This is a genomic window from Solidesulfovibrio sp. C21 (genome assembly GCF_047785625.1).
In the GTDB taxonomy this organism is placed as follows: domain Bacteria; phylum Desulfobacterota; class Desulfovibrionia; order Desulfovibrionales; family Desulfovibrionaceae; genus Solidesulfovibrio.
Genome location: NZ_JBLODY010000018.1, coordinates 1 through 19,050, shown reverse-complemented (window position 1 = coordinate 19,050; position 19,050 = coordinate 1). Strand labels below are relative to the sequence as shown.

Below are 19,050 nucleotides of genomic sequence, written 5' to 3'. Positions count from 1 at the left end.
GAAAACGCTGCTGGAACCATAAGTCCTCACAATGCCAGGTCCATCCTGGCACAAACCGCATCTGGAACACGTTACAGGGAAGCAACTGACACCTGTTCATCAAAATTCGTGTGACTCTATACAGACCGCCCTGCTTTCTCTATCCTGGCAGCACAATGGATCATGGCGGCCGGCTTGTACGGCGCGCCGCAGCCCGCCGCGCGTAACGCGCCAAGGAAAACGCCCCCGCATGTTTGACGCCAGTGTTCTTTCGCCCCTGCTGTTGACCCTCAAGATCTCCGTCCTGGCCACGGCCTCGGCCTGCATTCCGGCCATCGCCATGGCCCGGCTGGCCACGGTGCACAATTTTCCGGGCAGGGATCTCACCGACGCCATACTGACCCTGCCCATGGTGCTGCCCCCGACCGTGCTTGGCTACTACATCATCGTGTTCCTCGGCCGTCGGGGCATCGTCGGCCAGTATTTGTGGGAGCATTTCGGCTTCAACATCATGTTCACCTGGGAGGGCGCGGTCATCGCCGCGGCGGTGGTGGCCTTTCCCCTGGTCTACCGATCGGCCAGGGCCGCCTTCGAGGGCGTGGACGAAAATCTGGAAAACGCGGCCAGGACGCTCGGGGCCACGGAGACGGCCATTTTTTTCCGGGTGTCCCTACCGCTGGCCCTGCGCGGTCTTTTGGCCGGCATCATGCTGGCCCAGGCCAGGGCCATGGGCGAATTCGGCGCCACGCTCATGGTCGCCGGCAACCTGCCCGGCAAGACCCAGACCATGTCGCTGGCCGTCTACAGCGCCATGGCCGCCAACAACGAAACCCTGGCCAACACGCTGGTGCTCATCATTTCCGTGGTGTGCGTCAGCCTGCTTGTCATCGTGGCAAAAGTCATCAAACCCAAAACATGAGAAGGAGAAGCGCGATGTTGAAAAGAACCCTGCTGGCCCTGACGCTGGTTCTGGCCATGGCCCTGCCCGCCGCGGCCGCCCAGTTGACCGTGTCCGCCGCCGCCAGCCTTACCGACGCCTTCAACGCGGTGAAAACGGCTTTTGAAAAAGAACATCCCGGCTCCACCCTCAGCATGAACTATGCCGCTTCCGGACCGCTGCTGTCCCAGATGGAACAAGGCGCGCCCGTCGACGTGTTCGCCTCGGCCAACCAGAAGACCATGGACAAGGCCGTGGATAAAAAGCTCATCGACACCGCCACCCGCGTCAACTTCGCCCAAAACTCCCTGGTCTTGGCCGTGCCCGCCGCCAATCCGGCCAAGGTGAAGGACCTCGCCTCCCTCCAGGGCGCCGGCGTCAAGACCATCGCCGTGGGCAACCCCGAAACCGTGCCCGCCGGCACCTACACCAAGACGGCGCTGACCAAGGCCGGCGTGTGGGATACCCTCAAGCCCAAGTTCATCATGGCCGAGTCCGTGCGCCAGGTGCTCAACTACCTCACCCGGGGCGAGGTCGACTGCGGCTTCGTGTACGGCACCGACGCCAAGCAGGGCGGGGACAAGGTCGCGATCATGGCCGAGATCCCGCTGGAAAAGCCGGTGAGCTACCCTATCGCCGTGACGGCCGCTTCCACCCACAAAAAGGACGCCGAGGCTTTCGTCAAATTCGTCACCAGCCCCAAGGGCCAGGAAATCCTGAGCAAGTTCGGCTTCAAGAAACCGTAACGCAAGGCCGGTCCATGCGCATCACCGTCAACATCACCAAGTCCTACAAATCGGCCCAGCGGGACTTCCACCTGCAGTCCGAATTCGCCACCACGGGCAACCGGGTGGTGCTGTTTGGCCCCTCCGGTTCGGGGAAAACGCTGACGTTGCGCGCCATTGCCGGGCTCATGCGGCCCGACGCCGGCACCATCACCGTGGACGGCCGCGTCCTTGTGGACACGGCCGCCCGCGAGTTCGTGCCGCCGCGCTCGCGCAACATCGGCTACCTCTTCCAGGATTATGCCCTGTTTCCCCACCTCACCGTGCGCCAAAATGTGGGATTCGGCCTGAAACGGCTTTTCGGGCGAATGAGCCAGGAAAACACCGAGCGTGTGACGCAGATCATGGACCTTTTCGGCATCATCCCCCTGGCCGAGGTCAGGCCGTCCCGCATTTCCGGCGGGCAACGGCAGCGTGTGGCCTTGGCCAGGGCCCTTGTCGGCGACCCCAAGGCCCTGCTCCTCGACGAGCCCTTCTCCGCCCTGGACGTGCCGCTGCGCCAGCGGCTGCGGGTGGAGCTGGCCGGCATTTTAAACCGCCTGGACATCCCGCTGGTCATGGTCACCCACGACCCGGCCGATGTGGTCTTTTTCGGCGGCGACGTGGTCCACTACGCCGAAGGCAAGGTCAAGGAGATCCTGCCGGCCGAGGTCATGCGCCGCTCCATGGTGCGGGTGGCGTAAACGTCATTTGACGCGCAGTCTCCACCCGCGTAGGGGGAGACGATGACGCCTCGTTGCGATAGGGACCGGACATGAACAGCCTGACCGACGCCGCTTTTACGACCACCCCCATCACCGCCGCCAACCTGGAGGAAGTGATGGCCGTGGTGTCCGACGCCGCCTACCGCGACGACGGGAGCCTCATCAAGGCGCTTACAACCGACGGGCTGACCCAGCTCGACCTGACCGGCAGCGGCACGGGGACCTACGTGGCCGCCAATGCCGCCTTCGACGCCTGGACCACGGTCATAAACGACGAACCGGCGGCGATCATCGCCTTTCGCGGCACCGACGACATCAACTACTCCCTTGACGGCCTCAGTGCGTACGTAAGCAGCACCGACGCCTCCTATTGGCTCGATACCGAGGGCTACTACCACCTGCTCGATCAGGGGGTGGAGGCCTTCGACGCCGCGGTCTCGACCCTGGGCATAAGCCAGGTCTACGTCACCGGACACAGCCTCGGCGGCGCGGCCGCCCAGGCCTACATGGCCGAGCATCCCGACACCGCCGCGACCGACTACTCGGCCGTGGTGTTCGGCTCCCTGGGCCTTTCCGGCGGCGACGCGACCTGGGGCACGGACGCCCGGATCACGGCCTTCGCCGACGCCTCGGATTTCACCAATTCCCTCGGCACCCAGACGGCCGGGCTCACCATCACCGTGGCGACGGGCGAGACCAGCACGTCCTCGGGCCTCGACCTGTCGACGTTGCTGACCGATCCGGCCTCGTTTCTCACCACCCACTCCATCGCGCTTTTCGCCGACGACGCCGCCCGCTACGACGCGGCCAAGGCTGGCATCCCGGCAACCGACGTGACCACGTTCATCACGGCCACGGCCAAGGTGGGCGGCCTGACGCTGACCGTGTCCCCCACGGCCTGAGCAGGCCCTGGCACAAAAAAACGGCCCGGGGAAACCCGGCCTTTCGACCAAATTCCTCCGGGCTCTCTTCAAAGCCTTCCACATTACAGCAGATTACCGCACGATCCCCTTATAATAAACTTTAGGAAGGGGAGAGCGCGAGAGGGGAGAACCCTTTTTAAAGGGTTTCCCCTCTCGCACTTTTCTTCCCCTCCACATCCTTCGGCTTGCGGCCGAAGCCGATGGCGTCGACGGGGCACACGCCCAGGCAGTCGCCGCAGTTGGTACAGTTGGCTTCCTCGGGTCGGGTGGCCAGTTCGCATAGCCGGTTGCACCTGCCGCAGCCGGTGCAGGCGCTGGTCTTGAAGACCTTCCAGAGAGCCACGCCCTTGACCGCCTCCAGCGCGCCGCCCATGGGACAGGCGAACCGGCACCAAGCCCCGGCCAGAACGAGTCCCAGAGCCAAAAAGCCCAGGACGATAAAGAACGCACCAGCCACAGCAGGCCGGCGTGATCGAAAGTCAGGATGGCGGACTCGAAAAAGGCCCCCACCCGGATCGGCACGTCGGCCCGGGGCTGGCTCATGATATAATAGATGTAGAGGCAGGCGGCGAGGGCCAGATACTTGCCGTAACCAGCCAGACGCAGGGCCTTGCTGCCGTATTTGCGGCCAAAGGGGGCGAGCTTGCCGAAAAGCTGCACGGCCAGCCCGCCGCACGACCAGACCCGCAGCATCTCCCCGGTTCCGTCCGCCGCGCCGGGGCTCGATGCTTCGGGCGCACAGCCGCCGGCCTGTTGACAACGGTCACGAAAAGACCCTACGCAATCCGAGGAGATCATCAGACGATGTCTTCCCGTCTTACCCCCGTGCGCAGCCGCAAACTTGGCGATCTCGTCATCCAGCAGATCCAGGAGAAGATTTCCCTGGGCGTGTTCCCGCCGGGGGCGAAGATTCCCACCGAGCCCACGCTCATGGCCCAACTCGGCGTCGGCCGCTCCACCGTGCGCGAGGCCGTGCGCGTGCTGGTCAGCGCCGGGCTTTTGGAAGTGCGCCAGGGCGACGGCACCTATGTCCTGGAACGCCACTCGGGCCACGAACCCCTTGAATACCGCCTGCGCCGGGCCAAGACCGAAGAGATAAGCGAGGTGCGCCGCATCCTCGAGGTGGAGACGGTCCGGCTGGCCGCCGCCAATCGCAGCGCCGCCGATATCGAGACCATGCGCGAATGCCTGGATAAAAAGCAGACCGCCCTGATCGCCGGCGACGCCCACGGCTACGTGACCGCCGACATCGCCTTCCACACCGCCGTGGCCGCGGCCAGCGGCAATGGCCTTTTGGCCGACCTCTACCGCAGCTTCTGCATGGTCTTTCAGGACTTTCTCGACACGCTTATTGCCGACCGGGGCGTCAACCAGTACCAAAACCGCATCCACACGGGCCTTTTGACCGCCATCGTCGACAAGGACCCCGATGCGGCCGTGCGTTTCGCCCTGGAAGCCATGGACCGCACCAGCAACGACGCCCAGGAGCTTGCCACCCAGTAAGCCGCCCGGCCTTGGGATTCAGGCTACTGGCCAGGATTGCACCGTTTTGAAACACCCTGTTATTTTGGGAAGATACATCTTCATTCGCGCGTCTTCCCTTGACACGCCGTGATCGGATTGTTACTCGTTTAGCACTCTACTGATTCGAGTGCCAAACCGGGGATGCTCCATCATGACGCTTTTGGATCGCGAACGGGAAGTACTGACCACCATCATCGAGGTCTATATCGCCACGGCCTCGCCGGTCGGTTCCCGGGCCGTGTCCAAAATCAGCCCCCTCGGCCTGTCCCCGGCCTCCATCCGCAACATCATGGCCGACCTGACCGAGGCCGGCTACCTGGACCAGCCCCACACCTCGGCCGGCCGGGTGCCCACATCCAAGGCCTTCCGCTTCTACCTCGACACAGTCATGCGCCCCTCGCCGCTGGCCGCCCGGGAGCGCCACCGCATCGCCGACGACCTGGCCACGGCCGGGCTCGAGGTGGGCGACCTGTTGCGCCGGGCCTCGCGCGTGCTGGCCGGACTGTCGCTCCAGGTGGCCATGGTCATCGCGCCCAAGCAGGCCGACGCGCGCTTCAAGCGCATCGACTTTTCCCTTTTAAACCCCGGGCTGGTCATGGTCCTGCTCGTGCTCCAGGGCGGCCTCGTGCGCACCCGGGTCATCGAGACCGCCCCCGAGGTCACGGCCGACAACCTAGTCAGCTACGCCAATTATTTAAACGACCTGTTCGGGGACATGACCGTAAGCGAGGTCCGGGCCAGACTCGTGCGCGAACTCGAGGAAGCCAAGCGGACCGTCAACGCCCTGTGCCGGGAAGCGCTGACCCTGGCCAGCTCCGCCTTCGACGGGGAGCGCGAGGCGGCAAGCGAAGTCATCGTGGACGGCACGCCCAATATCCTGGGCCAGCCGGGATTCACCGACGCCGAACACCTGCGCGAACTCATGCGCGTGCTCGAAGAGCGCACGATCCTGCTTGAACTGCTGGACAAAACCGCAAACGAGCTTAGAACGGTAATAACCATTGGCGGCGAACTGGACCGGGTCGCCCTGGTCGACGTCGGCGTCATCACCGCGCCCTACGGCGCGGGCTCCCATCCGCTCGGGGCCATCGGCCTTATCGGCCCCCTGCGCATGAATTACGCCAAGCTGGTGCCTGTGGTGAATTTCACCGCCGACACCTTAAGCCGGCTGCTGGACCGGCGTTTTTAACCGAAAAAGCCTCCGCTTGCGGCGCGACCGGTTTGAGCCGGCCTTTTTTCGCGCCCAGGTGGCTCACGTCCTGGAGGAAGCATGTCCCCTGAGCAGAGAAATCCCGAAGAAGTCCCCACTCCGGAAGATGGGGCCGCAACCGCCGGCTCCCCGGAGGAAGAGATCGAAAAACTGCGCGCCGAACTGGCCGCCGAAACCGACCACCGCCTGCGCAGCCTGGCCGAAGCCGAGAATCTGAAAAAACGCCTTCTGAAAGAAAAGGAAGAGTTCCAGAAATACGCCACCGAATCCCTGGTGTCGGAACTCCTGCCCGTCCTCGACCACCTCGACCTGGCCCTGGCCCACGGCCGGGGCAACGAAGCCTGCAAGAACTTCGTGGTCGGCGTGGACATGACCAGAAAGGCCTTTATCGACATCCTGGCCCGCCACGGCGTGGCCGAATTCGGTGTCGAGGGCGAGGCGTTCAACCCCGAAACCCACGAGGCCCTGGGCATGGCCGCCCGCCCCGACCTGCCCGACGATACGGTGGCCCAGGTGGTCCAGAAAGGCTACAACCTGCGCGGCCGACTGCTGCGTCCGGCCAAGGTCATGGTCAACAAGGCCCAAGGCGCCGGCTAGGACGCCTTTTTTCGCCAAAGCCCCTTTACTCGAATGAAACGGGCCTTATATAGCAGCCTGTCACCAGGAAATTATGCGTCCACAGGGCGCAAGACCATACCGGAACCACCAAGGAGGAAAGGCTATCATGGGTAAGATAATCGGGATCGACCTCGGGACCACCAACTCCTGCGTCTACGTCATGGAGGGTAAGGACCCGAAGTGCGTCACCAACCCCGAGGGCGGCCGCACCACCCCGTCCATCGTGGCCTTTACCAAGGAACGGCTGGTGGGCGAGATCGCCAAACGCCAGGCCGTCACCAACCCCGAGCGCACCATTTTCGCCATCAAGCGCCTGATGGGCCGCAAGTTCAACGGCCCGGAAGTCACCCGCTGGCTGGAGCACTGCCCCTATAAGATCGTCGAGGGCACCGGCGGCGACGCCTATATCGAGGTCGAGGGCAAGAAGTACAGCCCGGCCGAGATCTCGGCCATCATCCTCGGCAAGCTCAAAAAAGACGCCGAAGCCTACCTGGGCGAAACCGTGTCCGAAGCCGTCATCACCGTGCCGGCCTACTTCAACGACGCCCAGAGGCAGGCCACCAAGGACGCGGGTCGCATCGCCGGCCTCGAGGTCAAGCGCATCATCAACGAGCCCACGGCCGCCTCCCTGGCCTACGGCTTCGACAAGAAGTCCAACGAGAAGATCGCCGTGTTCGACCTTGGCGGCGGCACCTTCGATATTTCCATCCTGGAAGTCGGCGACAACGTCGTCGAAGTGCGCGCCACCAACGGCGACACGTTCCTGGGCGGCGAGGACTTCGACCAGCGCGTCATCAACTTCCTGGTCGAGGAGTTCAAGAAGGAAAACGGCATCGATCTGGCCAAGGACCGTATGGCCCTGCAGCGCCTCAAGGAAGCCGGCGAAAAGGCCAAGAAGGAACTTTCCACGGCCATGGAGACCGAGGTCAACCTGCCGTTCGTCACGGCCGACGCCTCCGGTCCCAAGCACATGCTGGTCAAGCTCACCCGCAGCAAGCTAGAGTCCCTGGTCCATGATCTGGTCCAGCGCACCGTGGAGCCCTGCCGCAAGGCCCTGGCCGACGCCGGCCTCAAGGCCTCCGAGATCGACGAGGTCGTGCTCGTCGGCGGCATGACCCGTATGCCGCTGGTCCAGAAGAGCGTGCAGGAGTTCTTCGGCAAGGAGCCCAACCGTTCGGTCAACCCGGACGAGGTCGTGGCCATGGGCGCGGCCATCCAGGGCGGCATCCTGGCCGGTGACGTCAAGGACGTGCTGCTGCTCGACGTGACCCCGCTGTCGCTTGGCATCGAGACCTTGGGCGGCGTGTTCACCAAGCTGATCGACCGCAACACCACCATCCCGACCCGCAAGAGCCAGGTGTTCACCACGGCCGCCGACAACCAGCCGTCCGTGTCCATCCACGTGCTCCAGGGCGAGCGGCCGATGGCGAACGACAACATGACGCTCGGGCGCTTCGAGTTGGCCGGCCTGCCGCCGGCGGCCCGCGGCATCCCGCAGATCGAAGTCACCTTCGACATCGACGCCAACGGCATCGTCAACGTCTCGGCCAAGGACACCGGCACCGGCAAGGAGCAGTCCATCCGCATCACCGCTTCCTCGGGCCTGTCCGAATCCGACATCCAGAATCTCATCAAGGATGCCGAGTCCCATGCCGAGGACGACAAGAAGAAGCAGGAACTCATCGAGGTGCGCAACCAGGCCGACACGCTGGTCTACACCACCGAGAAATCCCTGGCCGAGCTCGGCGAGAAGGTCGACGCCACCACCCGCGGCGAGATCGAGGCCAAGCTCAACCACGTCAAGGAAACCTTGAAGGGTGAGGACGGCGACGCCATCAAGCGCGCCACCGAGGACCTGTCCCAGGCCTCGCACAAGCTGGCCGAGACCCTCTACCAGCAGAAGGCCCAGGCCGGCGGCGCCCAGCCCGGCGGTCCCGAGGCCGGCCCCGCTGGCGGAGCCCAGGCCGGCAAGACCGGTCCCGACGAGGACGTGGTCGACGCCGATTACACCGAAGTGAAATAGCCGCGCCGGGCGCGCACTTGCTTTCGCGTCCGATCACGCGTAGTTGAAAGCCTGACCCGTCCCCATGACGGGTCGGGCTTTTTTCATGCTCTGGCCACGGCGGCACGGCCGCCAAACCCCCGGTTCGCCCATGCACGCCAAGACCCCACTTATTCGCCTCTCCCCCCGCCTTGCCGCGGGGTTGGTATTGTGTCTCGTCCTGACCACCCTTTCGGGCTGCGGCGGTCTTTTCTCCGGATCCAAGACACCGCCGCCGACGCCGCAAGCGCCTGCGCCGACGCCGACGGTCGTGACGCCGGCCCCGCCGCCGACACCTGTGAGCCAAAACACCGTGGCCGTGCTGCTGCCGCTTGGCGGCCCGTTCCGCGAACTCGGCGGCAAGGTGCAAAAGGGCATCAAGGCGGCCCAGGACGAGCTGGCCGCGGCCGGCACGCCCCTGGACGTCATCGTCATCGACGCCACCCAGCCCGATTGGGTCAACACCCTGCGCAACCTGCCGCCGGAAGTCGGCGTGGTGGGCGGGCCGATGCACCCCTTGACGCTCAAGGAGCTGCAATCCACCGGACTGCTGCAAAGCCGCGTTTTTCTGGCTTTTCTGTCCAACCTGGGCGAGGCCCGCGAGGGCATCGACGCCTGGCGGTTTTTCCCCAGCGCGGCTGACGAGATCGACGCGCTGTTGCGCCTGTCGCTGACCAATTACGGCATCAACCAGTTCGGCATCCTGCGCCCCGGCGACCGCTACGGCCAGTCCATGGGCGAGGCCTTCGCCCTGGCCACGGCCCAGCTCGGCGGGCAGATCACGGCCACGGGCGTGTATTCGCCCCAGGACGCCACCGGCTGGGACGCGACCGTGCTGGAGATGCTCAAGACCGGCGGCGGCCGGCCCGGTTTCGGGGCCGTTTTCATCCCGGACGACTGGACCCGGGCGGACAAGGTGCTGGCCAATTTCTTCCGCAACAAGGTCGACGACCTGCTCATCCTCGGCCCGCAACTGTGGACCGAGGCGCTCTACCGCGCGGCCGCCAACAAGACGCCGATCAACATCAACAACTACCGTCTGGCCGTGTGCCCCGGGGCCTGGTGGCCCGAGAGCCAGGGCAAGGCCACCCAGGACCTCCTCGCGGCCATGCACGCCGTCGGCGAAGATCATCCCGACATGTGGGAGGCGCTCGGCTACGACTTCACCCGGTTCGCCGCCCGCCTGGGCCGCCTGCCCCAGGGCACGCCGCCCCAGGAAGTCAGTTCCCGCCTCGCCCAGGCCGCCAAGGGCATGGACTTCAGCATGGCCCCCCTGTCCTATGGACCGGACGGCCGGGCCCATGTGGCCATGTATCTCTTCCGTCCGTCGGTGGCCGGGCCGGTGCTGCTTGATCCCGAGGGATTCCGCCAGCGCCTCAATGCCATTCGGCAAAAGGCCCTGGAAAATCCGGCCCCCGAAACCGAGCAGTCCTATTCGCCCAATCCCGCGCCGGCCGCCCAGCCGGGCGCGCCCGTGCCGACCCAACCGGCCCAACCGGCACAGCCGCAGCCGGCCAGCCCGGCCACGGTCCAACCCGCGCAGCCGGCCAGCCCGGCCGCGCCCAAGCCGCAACAGCAACAGCCCGCCCCGCTGGAGCCGGTCCCGGCCCACCAGCGGGTCATGTCGGTCTCCTGACCCAAGGAAGTTCGAGGTATGAAGATCAGCCCGGAAGAAGCGGCCAAGGTGGCCAAACTGGCGCGGCTTCGTTTCGACGAGGAGGCCCTGGCCGGATTCGCCGGCCAGATGGAAGACATCCTGGCCTACATGGACACCCTTGGCGCGGTGGATACCGAAGGCGTGGAGCCGCTTTACAGCCCGGTGCTGCACGCTACGCCGCTGCGTGAGGACAAGGCGCAAAAGACCTGCCCTCGCGACAAGGTGCTGGCCAACGCGCCGGCCACCGACGGCCAGTTCTTCGTCGTGCCTAAGATCGTTTAAGAAAAGTGAAGCAAGCGGGGCGCTGTCCCGCACCCCGCCGGGGGCGACCATCCCCCGGTCCCCCGACAAGGGGAAAGGGGGTACGCGCATAAAGGATTTGTCATGTCCGAGATTTGCCGTCTGTCCCTGACCGAAGTCCGCGACAAACTGGCCGCCGGGGAAATCAAGGCCGAGGAAGCCGTCGCCGCCTGCCTGGGCCGCATCGAAGCCACCGAGCCCAGAATCAAGGCCATCCTCACCCTCACAGCCGAGGCCGCCCTGGAACGAGCCAGGGCCATGGACGCCGCCGGTCCGGACGCCGGCAAACGCCTGTGGGGCGTGCCGGTGCTCATCAAGGACGCCATCTGCGTGGCCGACGCCCCCACCACCTGCGCCTCCAAGATCCTGGAAAATTTCGTTCCCTTCTACGATGCCGCCTGCATTGCCAAGCTGCGGGACGCCGGCGCGATCATCCTCGGCAAGGCCAACATGGACGAGTTCGCCATGGGCTCTTCCACGGAAAATTCCGCCTATAAGGTCACGGCCAACCCCTGGGACACCTCCCGCGTCCCCGGCGGATCGAGCGGCGGATCGGCTGCGGCCGTGGCCTCCGGCCAGTGCTTCGCGGCGCTCGGCACCGACACCGGCGGCTCCATCCGCCAGCCCGCTGCCTTTTGCGGGACGCTCGGCATAAAGCCCACCTACGGCCGCGTGTCGCGCTACGGGCTGGTCGCCTACGGCTCGAGCCTCGACCAGATCGGGCCGCTGACCCGCAATGCCGCCGACGCCGCCGCCATGCTCACCGTCATTTCCGGCCACGATCCCCGCGATTCCACCTCCGCCCCGCGCGAGGTCCCGGATTTCGAAGCCGCCATCGCGGACGCCAAGGACCTTACGGGCCTCACCATCGGCCTGCCGGACGAATACTGGGGCGAAGGCGTGGACGACGAAGTGCGCGCCGCCTGCCGCTCGGCCGTGGATACGGCCCAAAAACTCGGCGCCAACGTCGTGCCCGTCTCCCTGCCCCACACCCCCTACGCCGTGGCCACCTACTACATCGTGGCCATGGCCGAAGCCTCCTCCAACCTGGCCCGGTTCGACGGCGTGCGCTACGGCTACCGCGCCCCGGACGCCAAGTCCCTGGAGGAGCTCTACGAACTGTCGCGCTCCCGGGGCTTCGGCCACGAGGTCAAGCGCCGCATCGTCATCGGCACCTACGTGCTCTCGGCCGGCTACTACGACGCCTATTATCGCAAGGCGGCCCAGGTCCGACGCCTCATCCGCCAGGATTTTCTCGACGCCTTCACCAAATGCGACGTCATCTGCGGCCCGACCTCGCCCTTCGCCGCCTTCCCCATTGGCCAGATGTCCGGCGACCCCCTCAAGATGTACTTAAGCGACATCTTTACGATTTCCTTGAACCTCGCCGGCCTGCCCGGACTCTCCATGCCCGTGGGCCTGGGCAAGGATTCGCACATGCCCATCGGCATGCAGCTCTTCGGTCCGGCCTTCGACGAAACAACCATCCTGCGCACGGCCAAGGTCCTTGGCGACGCTTTGCCGGGACTGCCCGAGCCGGCGGGATTGTAGGAGCCTCCGGCGGCCAGGGGGAAACTTTTTGAAAAAAGTTTCCCCCTGGACCCCCTTCAAAAACTTTCGACGGGGTGTGTTCACTTCACCGGGACCGTGATGTTCGAGAAGGCAGACCCGTAAGAAACGAGCGGCTCGTTGCCCTTGTATCATGCAACCTTCACGGTCCGATACTTCCGGACTTGAAACGCGTCGTCAGGGCTGGCGTGGGGGCAGGACGGACGCCAAGGCGTATTCTTCAAATATACGCCGCGCGCGGCTGCCCTGCCCCCACGCCGGCCGTTCAACCAGGGACGCAGAGAGCCAGGCAGCACAATACATCCAACCAGTACGGCGGAATGGTCCTTCTCGACCATGCCCAAGAACCGGGCGAAAGATTTTCCCGAGTGCGAATCGGATCGCCAGGGCGGGCAGGGGGCAGGACGGACGCCAAGGCGTATTCTTCAAATATACGCCGCGCGCGGCTGCCCTGCCCCCACGCCGGCCCACCACCAGCCGGAGGATTTTCATGCGCATAGCCGTAGCCGTTTCCGGCGGCGCGGACAGCCTCCTTGCCCTGGGCCTGCTGCAAAAGGAAGGGCATGAGGTCTTCGCGATCCACGCCCATTTCCTGCCCTCGGACGACACGCAAAAAGATTTAGCGGCGGCCATTGCCGCCCAGTGCGCGGCCATCGGCGTGCCCTTCCAGGCCATCGACCTGTCAGACGCCTTCCGCGCCCGCGTCATCGAACCCTTCATCGCCGCCTATGTCGCCGGCGAGACCCCCAATCCCTGCGCCGCCTGCAACCGCGACCTGAAATTCGGCCTGCTGGCCGAGGCCGCGATCTCCCTTGGCGCGGACAAAATCGCCACCGGCCACTATGCCCGGCTTGCGGACACGCCGGCAGGCGCGGCCCTTTTTCGCGGCGCGGATGCCACGCGCGACCAGAGCTATTTCCTGTCCCTGGTGCCGCAAGAGGCCTTGGCCCAGGCCATTTTCCCCCTGGCCCATCGCAAGAAGGCCGACAATCCCGAGGCCCTGGCCGCCCTCGATCTGGCCCCGCCCCTGCCCCGGGAATCCCGCGAGGTCTGCTTTGTGCCCGGCGACGACTACCGCGCCTTTCTGGAGGCAAGCGGCGTTCCCCTCTCCGGCCCCGGCCCCATCGCGCTCCCGGACGGGACGATCCTCGGCGCGCACCAGGGCCTGTGGCGGCACACCATCGGCCAACGCAAGGGACTTGGCGTGGGCTGGCGCGAACCGCTCTACGTCCTGGCCAAGGACGCCGACGCCAACACCCTGCGCGTCGGTCCGAAGAAGGACCTCCTGGCCACGTCCTGCCGCGCCCGGGAGGTCAATATGCTCCTCCCGCCGCACGACTGGCCGGAAACGGTCCTGGGCCAGACCTGCTACCGCATGGCCCCGCGCCCGGCCCGGGCCGCGATCACGGTGGACGGCAGCCTGGACATCGTGTTCGAAGCACCGCTCCCCCGCCCCACCCCGGGACAGGTGGCCACCCTTTATGACGCGGCAGGCCGCGTGCTCGCCGGCGGCGTCATCGTGGCGTAGGAAGCGGGGGGGCCTCCGGCGGCCAGGGGGAAACTTTTTAAAAAAAGTTTCCCCCTGATGCCCCTTTCAAAAACTTCTCATAGGGACTTGGGGGGCGGCACCGGATACGGGACAAAAACGGATCAAGGGGTATGGCTCTGCCGGCCCCGGCCTTGTCTTCCCCGGAAAGCTTGGCTAAATGGCGTTGGTCCCGGCGTTTCGGGACCAGGAACCTTCCTTATGCCAACCACCGCCCGTCGTCTGTATCCCCTGCTGCTCGTCCTGCTGCTCCTGGCCGGGGCGGTCTTGCGTCTGGCCTATCTCGGCGAACCCTCGCTGTGGTGGGACGAATTCATAACGCTCGGCATCTCCCAACTTTCCATCGGCCGCATGCTCCACATCCTGACCGTGGTCGGCCCGTCGGACATCGGCGGCGAGTTCTTCCCGCCGCTCTATCATCTGATCACCCACTTCGTGCTCTCCGTCAGCCACGACGACGCCATGCTGCGGCTTTTAAGCGTCGCCAGCGGCACGGCCTCCATCGCCGTGCTCTACGGACTGGTCAGCGAAATCCTGTCGCGCCGGGCCGGGCTTTTCGCCGCCGGGCTCACCACTTTTTCCGTCTACCAGCTCCATTATTCCCGGGAACTGCGGCCCTACAGCCTCTTCATGCTGCTGGCCCTGCTGTCGCTTTGGGCGCTCTACCGGGCGCTTTCGCGCGGCGGCGCGGTGCGTTACGTCGCCTACGCCCTGGTCACCATGGCCATGTGCTACACGTCGTACATGGCCAGCTCCAACATCGCGGCCGAGGGCGTGTTCACGGTATGGTTCCTGGGCAGCCGGCTGGCGAAAAAGGACTTGCCGCTGCGGGACGCGGTCAAAAAAGGCCTGGCCCTGCTTGCCGCCGTGGCCGTGGTCGGGCTGTGCTACCTGCCGTGGATTCCGGCCTACCGCAACATCTTCACCCTGCTGCGGTCCAAAGGCGTTTCTCCCGGCATCCCGGCCGATTTCCCCCTCACCGTGTTGACGGAATTCGGAGCCTACGCAGCCGAGCGCCATGGCCTGCCCTGGCTGCCCCTGGCCCTTTTGGGACTGGCCGGCTGCGCCGTCGCCGCCAGTCGCCGCTACCGCGACGGGCTGGTGCTGCTCGGAGCCTTCGCGTTCATGCCGGTGGTGGCCTTTCTCGTCGCCGGCACCCAGCTCGAAATCAGCTCCCGCTACGTCTTCAACGCCTATTACCTGCTCATGGCCATGGCCGGGCTGGCTATGGCCGTGCTCCTCGAACGCATCGCCACCTATCTGGACCTGTCCGGGAAAAGCGCCGCCTGGGCCGTGCCCCTGGTCGGCATCTGCCTGTGCCTGACGGTCAACATCCCCAACCTGCGTTCGCTCGGGACCTATTATCGCCGCGAAACGTCCTATTCCAAGGAGCTGGCCGACTATCTCGCCTGGAACAAAAACGACGTGCGCTATCTCTTCTACCAGAGCAACCGCAACCCCAAGCTCATTGCCGACTGGTACCTGCCCCGCGTCTTCGAAAATCTTTCCCATTACACGCCGCGGGGCTACAAGCGCACGTTCCACCTGATCCAAAGCGATCTGACGCCGCCCCAGACGCCCTTTTTCCCGCACAAGCGCATCACGATCCAGGACACCACGGTCTCGGCCATCGGCCTTGTCAGCACGGCCCCGGTGGTGCTCTATCCGGACGCGAATGGCGCGGCGCGATTCGTCGAGGACTTCACCACCTACGACTTCTACGCCGACTGCGACGAGGCGGTGAACCTCGGCCCCGAAAGCCGCTACCACACCCTGTCCCACTACGATTACGAAAAGCCCGGCCATGCGACCTATACGTTCCAGGCCGCCGCCGGGACGCGCATCACCGCCGCGAAGCTGTCGCTGATGTTCTCGGCCACGTTCCTTGAAGGCGTGCCGTCCGATTCGCGCATCGGCGTCTCCGTGGCCGCCGGCGACGCGCCCTTTACGGAAATCGCCACGGTGACCGGCAAGGACTTTCTCGGCCCGGACGGCAAGCTGATCGCCCCCAATCATGAAAAGCGCCGCTTCATCACCAAAACGTATGACGTGCCGGCCATCGGCCCGGACACCGAAAAGATCCGCCTGCGCATGGATTACGGCCCGGTGGCCAACCCCGGCATCATCGAAGCCTTCCGCATCGAGGCGAGCGCGACCCTGGCCGGCCGTCCGACCGGCCCCGGCCCGGCCCTGGACGCCCTTCTTCGCGCCGCCGGGCATAACGCCCTGACCACATGGCATCCCGGGGAACCGCTGGTCGATGCCGATGCGCTCTACGTTTTCCCGGCCGGTCAGGACATTCCCCAGGGTCCGGCCAATCCCGCCAGCGCCCTGGCCCCGTTTCTGGCCGCCCATCCCGGCATCGCACCCGTGTTTGCCATCCCTGGCGAAAACGGCCGGCCGGCCTACCTCTTTTACGATCCGGCCCTGACCGATCCCTTCGTTGCCCTGGCGCAAAATGTTCCGGTCACGGCCCGCCTGGGCGAAAAGCCGCCCCGCAACGTTCCGGCCATCAAGCTTTCCGGCGCGCTGAACCGCCCCAGGCTGCGCATCGGCGACACGACGCTCACCGTGCCGGTGCTGTCCCCGCCGCCGACGACCCTGCTCCTCGGCACGGACGGCGTCGGCGTGCTGCGCTTCGAGCCGAGCTTCGCCCGGGAAAAGGACGCCCTGGCCGCCTTTCCGCTGGCCTGGAACATCCGCAAGAATAGCGGCGAGGACTGCCTGTCCTGCAAGGCCCCGGGCCCCTGCTCGGTCACCGTGCCCATCAGTTCCGCCTATCCGATAAAGACTCTGCGCATCCTGTCCTATCCCCGCGTGTTCGCGGACAAGGCCGGCAAAAATACGGTCACCGTGTCCTTTTCCCCGGACGGCACCCATTTCAGGCCCCTGGACACCCTGCGCAGCGACCGCTCCGGCCTGTGGCAGGGACTCATGGTGCGACGCGTGTCGGTCATGCGCTTTCGCCGCCCCATCAACAACGGCTTCGTCCGCTTCGATCTTTCCGGCCAGGGCGCGCAGCTCTGGTCGCGAGACGTTACCCGCATGCGCATCGAGGCCGTGCTCGACGCATCCAAGTTCCCCGACCTGACCGAAAGCGCCCTGACCTTCCCGCTCAAGCTCGAAGACAATGCCGGCGCGCCCCTGTCCCTTTTCCTCTCGCCCCGGCCCCAGCCTTATCTGCCCGGCCTGCAGGACGATTTCTGATGGCGCTGCCCGGCATCCGCGACGTGCTCCTCGACCGGGACGGCACCATCATCGAGGAGCGCCACTATCTCTGCGACCCGGCCGGCGTGGCGCTCGTCCCCGGTGGCGGCGAGGCCCTGGGACGACTCGTCCGGGCCGGGAAACGACTTTTTTGCGTCACCAACCAATCCGGCATCGGCCGGGGGTATTATACCCAAACGCATTTCCAGGCCGTCCAAAAGCGCCTGGTGGACCTCCTTGTCCCCTTTGGCGCGAAAATTACCGAAACGGCCTTCTGCCCCCACGCACCGAGCGACAATTGTGCCTGCCGCAAGCCGGCCACGGGCCTGTTCGAGGCGCTTACCGCCCGCCACGGCCTCAATCCAGCCACAACGGCCATGATCGGCGACGCGGCTTCGGACATCGCCTTCGGACTGGCCTTCGGCGCGGCCGTCACCATCCTCGTCATGACCGGCCATGGCAGGCGGGATGCCGCAAAACTCGAGCTGCCGCACCTCTCCGGCGACATTTGGGTCCTGGCCGAGCGCCAACCCGCCTGGCCCCATGTCCTGGCCCGCGACCTGCCCGCCGCCGTGACGTTTCTCCTCGAGGCGGAAACGGCCGGGACACCCCGCCCATGAGCCGCGCCCTGGCCAAGGCCCTGTCCAGCCAATGGGCGGCCACGCTCTACGCCGCCGCCGTCTCCGTGGGCCTGACCTTTCTGCTCGGCCGCGTCCTGGGGCCGGCCGGCTTTGGCCAATACACCTACATCCTCACCCTGGCCTCGCTCTTCGCCATCCTTCAGGACGGCGGCTTCACCACGCTCATCTTCCGCGAAACCGCCAAGGCCGGGCTCGTGACTTCCACGGATCGGCCGCCGCTCATGTCCCTGGCCATAGGGCATCTGGTCGCAACGACCCTTTTCGGCCTGTGCCTGCTTCCCCTTTTCTCCCGGGGCGAACGCTGGTCCCTGGGCGCGGCCGTGCTCTACTACGCCCTGTTCACCGCCGCCGCCCTGGTCTCCGCCCACCTCAAGGGCCATAACAATTTCGCCGCCGAGGCCGTCTGGCGCGCCGTCACCCGCACCGCCACAGCCGTCTGCGCCGGCCTCGCCCTGCTGGTGCCGTCCCCCGGCCCCACCGCCATTTTCTTCGGTCTGCTCGTCGGACAAGCCATCGCCCTGGCCACTCCCTTTGCCAAGCCGCTGGCCACCCGGCCGCGCCTGGCCGTCAGCCGCGAAATCTACGCCCCCTGCCTGGCCTTTCTGTGCATCTCCGCCGCCACGGCCATCTACTTTCGCTGCGATATCGTGCTGCTGCGCCTGCTCACCCCGGACCCGGCCGAGGTCGGCAACTACGCCGCCGCCTACCGCCTCATCGAAGGCGTCATCATGCTGGCCACGCCGCTGGCCCACATCTTTTTCCGCAAACTGCGCGTTTCCCTCGAAGACTCCCAGGCCTTCAAGCGTTCCTTCACCCTCATGCTCACCGTCATGATCGGCCTGTCGGCGGCCGCCACCATCGGCGGGCTCATCCTCGGCCCCTTCATCCTCACCCTGGCCTTCGGCCACAAATACGCCGCAGCCATCCCCCTGCTCTCCTGGCTGCTGGCCTCCCTGCCCTTCATCCTCCCCAATTACGTCCTCACCCAGGCCCTCGTCGCCCTCGGCCGCGAACGCTACTACGCCGGCGTCACCGTCGCCGCCGCTGGCCTCAACATCGGCCTCAACCTGCTTTTGATCCCAGTCCTCGCCGCCAAAGGCGCGGCCCTGGCCACCATCGCCACCGAAGCCGCCCTCTGCGCCGGCCTCGCCCTGTCCTTCGTCAGGAAGGGCTTTGCGACGAAGGCCGGCGAGTAGCGGTTAGGCTGGGCGAAGGGAAAGGCAAAGGCGGCTGGGGCTCTGCCCCAGACCCCGCCGAGGGGCCACGGGCCCCCCGGTCCCCCCTTCCCGGCTCTGGTCGGGTGAAGGCTTGGCTGGCTGACGCCCAGGCGGATGAAACAAGATGGCGGCGGAATTTGCCGGGACGCTGCATGTCGCTTCGCGACAAGCTCGTCCCGGACAAATTCCGCC

At 65.9% G+C, this 19,050-nt stretch carries 16 protein-coding genes; 15 read left to right on the top strand and 1 reads right to left on the bottom strand.

Going from position 1 to position 19,050, the window contains the following annotated elements; translation table 11 throughout:
- Positions 1 to 229 precede the first annotated feature (229 nt).
- From modB to ACMZ6R_RS07770, 4 genes are all read left to right on the top strand, one after another.
- Positions 230 to 898 (top strand): molybdate ABC transporter permease subunit, encoded by a 669-nt coding sequence (gene modB, locus ACMZ6R_RS07785; protein WP_416110353.1) that lies wholly within the window; start codon positions 230 to 232, stop codon positions 896 to 898.
- A 14-nt stretch (positions 899 to 912) separates the two neighbouring features.
- A complete protein-coding gene (gene modA, locus ACMZ6R_RS07780; RefSeq protein ID WP_416110352.1) occupies positions 913 to 1,662 on the top strand; it encodes a molybdate ABC transporter substrate-binding protein in 750 nt (249 codons plus the stop codon).
- Positions 1,663 to 1,676: 14 nt separating this feature from the next.
- Positions 1,677 to 2,384 carry an ABC transporter ATP-binding protein gene (locus ACMZ6R_RS07775; protein ID WP_416110351.1) on the top strand — a complete coding sequence of 236 codons (708 nt, stop codon included), beginning with the start codon at positions 1,677 to 1,679 and terminating at the stop codon, positions 2,382 to 2,384.
- Between the two features lie 71 nt (positions 2,385 to 2,455).
- Entirely contained in the window at positions 2,456 to 3,307 is an 852-nt protein-coding gene (locus ACMZ6R_RS07770; protein ID WP_416110350.1) for an alpha/beta hydrolase, read from the top strand.
- Between the two features lie 157 nt (positions 3,308 to 3,464).
- Here ACMZ6R_RS07770 and ACMZ6R_RS07765 read toward each other — a convergent pair whose 3' ends face one another.
- Positions 3,465 to 3,785, bottom strand: a complete 321-nt coding sequence (locus ACMZ6R_RS07765) for a 4Fe-4S binding protein (protein ID WP_416110349.1) — start codon at positions 3,783 to 3,785, stop codon at positions 3,465 to 3,467.
- 347 nt (positions 3,786 to 4,132) lie between these two features.
- Here ACMZ6R_RS07765 and ACMZ6R_RS07760 point away from each other — a divergent pair, with 347 nt between their 5' ends.
- The 11 genes from ACMZ6R_RS07760 (at position 4,133) to ACMZ6R_RS07710 (ending at position 18,837) form a co-directional block, all read left to right on the top strand.
- The gene (locus tag ACMZ6R_RS07760) at positions 4,133 to 4,831 is read left to right on the top strand and encodes a FadR/GntR family transcriptional regulator (RefSeq protein WP_416110348.1); all 699 of its coding nucleotides are present in this window, start codon (positions 4,133 to 4,135) and stop codon (positions 4,829 to 4,831) included.
- 172 nt (positions 4,832 to 5,003) lie between these two features.
- A complete protein-coding gene (gene hrcA, locus ACMZ6R_RS07755) occupies positions 5,004 to 6,041 on the top strand; it encodes a heat-inducible transcriptional repressor HrcA (RefSeq protein WP_416110347.1) in 1,038 nt (345 codons plus the stop codon).
- Between the two features lie 81 nt (positions 6,042 to 6,122).
- Positions 6,123 to 6,659, top strand: a complete 537-nt coding sequence (locus tag ACMZ6R_RS07750; protein ID WP_416110346.1) for a nucleotide exchange factor GrpE — start codon at positions 6,123 to 6,125, stop codon at positions 6,657 to 6,659.
- A gap of 127 nt (positions 6,660 to 6,786) precedes the next feature.
- Positions 6,787 to 8,703, top strand: coding sequence for a molecular chaperone DnaK (gene dnaK, locus ACMZ6R_RS07745; protein WP_416110345.1), 1,917 nt, complete (start codon positions 6,787 to 6,789; stop codon positions 8,701 to 8,703).
- A gap of 130 nt (positions 8,704 to 8,833) precedes the next feature.
- The gene (locus ACMZ6R_RS07740) at positions 8,834 to 10,357 is read left to right on the top strand and encodes a penicillin-binding protein activator (protein ID WP_416110344.1); all 1,524 of its coding nucleotides are present in this window, start codon (positions 8,834 to 8,836) and stop codon (positions 10,355 to 10,357) included.
- A gap of 18 nt (positions 10,358 to 10,375) precedes the next feature.
- Positions 10,376 to 10,660, top strand: a complete 285-nt coding sequence (gene gatC / locus ACMZ6R_RS07735) for an Asp-tRNA(Asn)/Glu-tRNA(Gln) amidotransferase subunit GatC (protein WP_416110343.1) — start codon at positions 10,376 to 10,378, stop codon at positions 10,658 to 10,660.
- 102 nt (positions 10,661 to 10,762) lie between these two features.
- A complete protein-coding gene (gene gatA, locus ACMZ6R_RS07730; RefSeq protein ID WP_416110342.1) occupies positions 10,763 to 12,229 on the top strand; it encodes an Asp-tRNA(Asn)/Glu-tRNA(Gln) amidotransferase subunit GatA in 1,467 nt (488 codons plus the stop codon).
- Between the two features lie 508 nt (positions 12,230 to 12,737).
- Positions 12,738 to 13,775, top strand: coding sequence for a tRNA 2-thiouridine(34) synthase MnmA (gene mnmA, locus ACMZ6R_RS07725; protein WP_416110341.1), 1,038 nt, complete (start codon positions 12,738 to 12,740; stop codon positions 13,773 to 13,775).
- 219 nt (positions 13,776 to 13,994) lie between these two features.
- Positions 13,995 to 17,000: a glycosyltransferase family 39 protein gene (locus ACMZ6R_RS07720; RefSeq protein ID WP_416110340.1), complete on the top strand. Its 3,006-nt coding sequence runs from the start codon at positions 13,995 to 13,997 to the stop codon at positions 16,998 to 17,000.
- Complete coding sequence (locus ACMZ6R_RS07715; RefSeq protein ID WP_416110339.1) at positions 17,000 to 17,620, top strand: D-glycero-alpha-D-manno-heptose-1,7-bisphosphate 7-phosphatase; 621 nt, start codon at positions 17,000 to 17,002, stop codon at positions 17,618 to 17,620. The genes ACMZ6R_RS07720 and ACMZ6R_RS07715 overlap by 1 nt, the downstream gene beginning before the upstream one ends.
- Positions 17,617 to 18,837: an oligosaccharide flippase family protein gene (locus tag ACMZ6R_RS07710; protein WP_416110338.1), complete on the top strand. Its 1,221-nt coding sequence runs from the start codon at positions 17,617 to 17,619 to the stop codon at positions 18,835 to 18,837. Before ACMZ6R_RS07715 ends, ACMZ6R_RS07710 begins: the two co-directional genes overlap by 4 nt.
- The last annotated feature ends 213 nt before the right edge of the window (positions 18,838 to 19,050 follow it).

Excerpts from the sequence above, each read along its gene's own strand:
- modB (WP_416110353.1), top strand. The coding sequence starts at position 230 with ATGTTTGACGCCAGTGTTCTTTCGCCCCTGCTGTTGACCCTCAAGATC.
- modA (WP_416110352.1), top strand. The coding sequence starts at position 913 with ATGTTGAAAAGAACCCTGCTGGCCCTGACGCTGGTTCTGGCCATGGCC.
- ACMZ6R_RS07775 (WP_416110351.1), top strand. The coding sequence starts at position 1,677 with ATGCGCATCACCGTCAACATCACCAAGTCCTACAAATCGGCCCAGCGG.
- ACMZ6R_RS07770 (WP_416110350.1), top strand. The coding sequence starts at position 2,456 with ATGAACAGCCTGACCGACGCCGCTTTTACGACCACCCCCATCACCGCC.
- ACMZ6R_RS07760 (WP_416110348.1), top strand. The coding sequence starts at position 4,133 with ATGTCTTCCCGTCTTACCCCCGTGCGCAGCCGCAAACTTGGCGATCTC.
- hrcA (WP_416110347.1), top strand. The coding sequence starts at position 5,004 with ATGACGCTTTTGGATCGCGAACGGGAAGTACTGACCACCATCATCGAG.
- ACMZ6R_RS07750 (WP_416110346.1), top strand. The coding sequence starts at position 6,123 with ATGTCCCCTGAGCAGAGAAATCCCGAAGAAGTCCCCACTCCGGAAGAT.
- dnaK (WP_416110345.1), top strand. The coding sequence starts at position 6,787 with ATGGGTAAGATAATCGGGATCGACCTCGGGACCACCAACTCCTGCGTC.
- ACMZ6R_RS07740 (WP_416110344.1), top strand. The coding sequence starts at position 8,834 with ATGCACGCCAAGACCCCACTTATTCGCCTCTCCCCCCGCCTTGCCGCG.
- gatC (WP_416110343.1), top strand. The coding sequence starts at position 10,376 with ATGAAGATCAGCCCGGAAGAAGCGGCCAAGGTGGCCAAACTGGCGCGG.
- gatA (WP_416110342.1), top strand. The coding sequence starts at position 10,763 with ATGTCCGAGATTTGCCGTCTGTCCCTGACCGAAGTCCGCGACAAACTG.
- mnmA (WP_416110341.1), top strand. The coding sequence starts at position 12,738 with ATGCGCATAGCCGTAGCCGTTTCCGGCGGCGCGGACAGCCTCCTTGCC.
- ACMZ6R_RS07720 (WP_416110340.1), top strand. The coding sequence starts at position 13,995 with ATGCCAACCACCGCCCGTCGTCTGTATCCCCTGCTGCTCGTCCTGCTG.
- ACMZ6R_RS07715 (WP_416110339.1), top strand. The coding sequence starts at position 17,000 with ATGGCGCTGCCCGGCATCCGCGACGTGCTCCTCGACCGGGACGGCACC.
- ACMZ6R_RS07710 (WP_416110338.1), top strand. The coding sequence starts at position 17,617 with ATGAGCCGCGCCCTGGCCAAGGCCCTGTCCAGCCAATGGGCGGCCACG.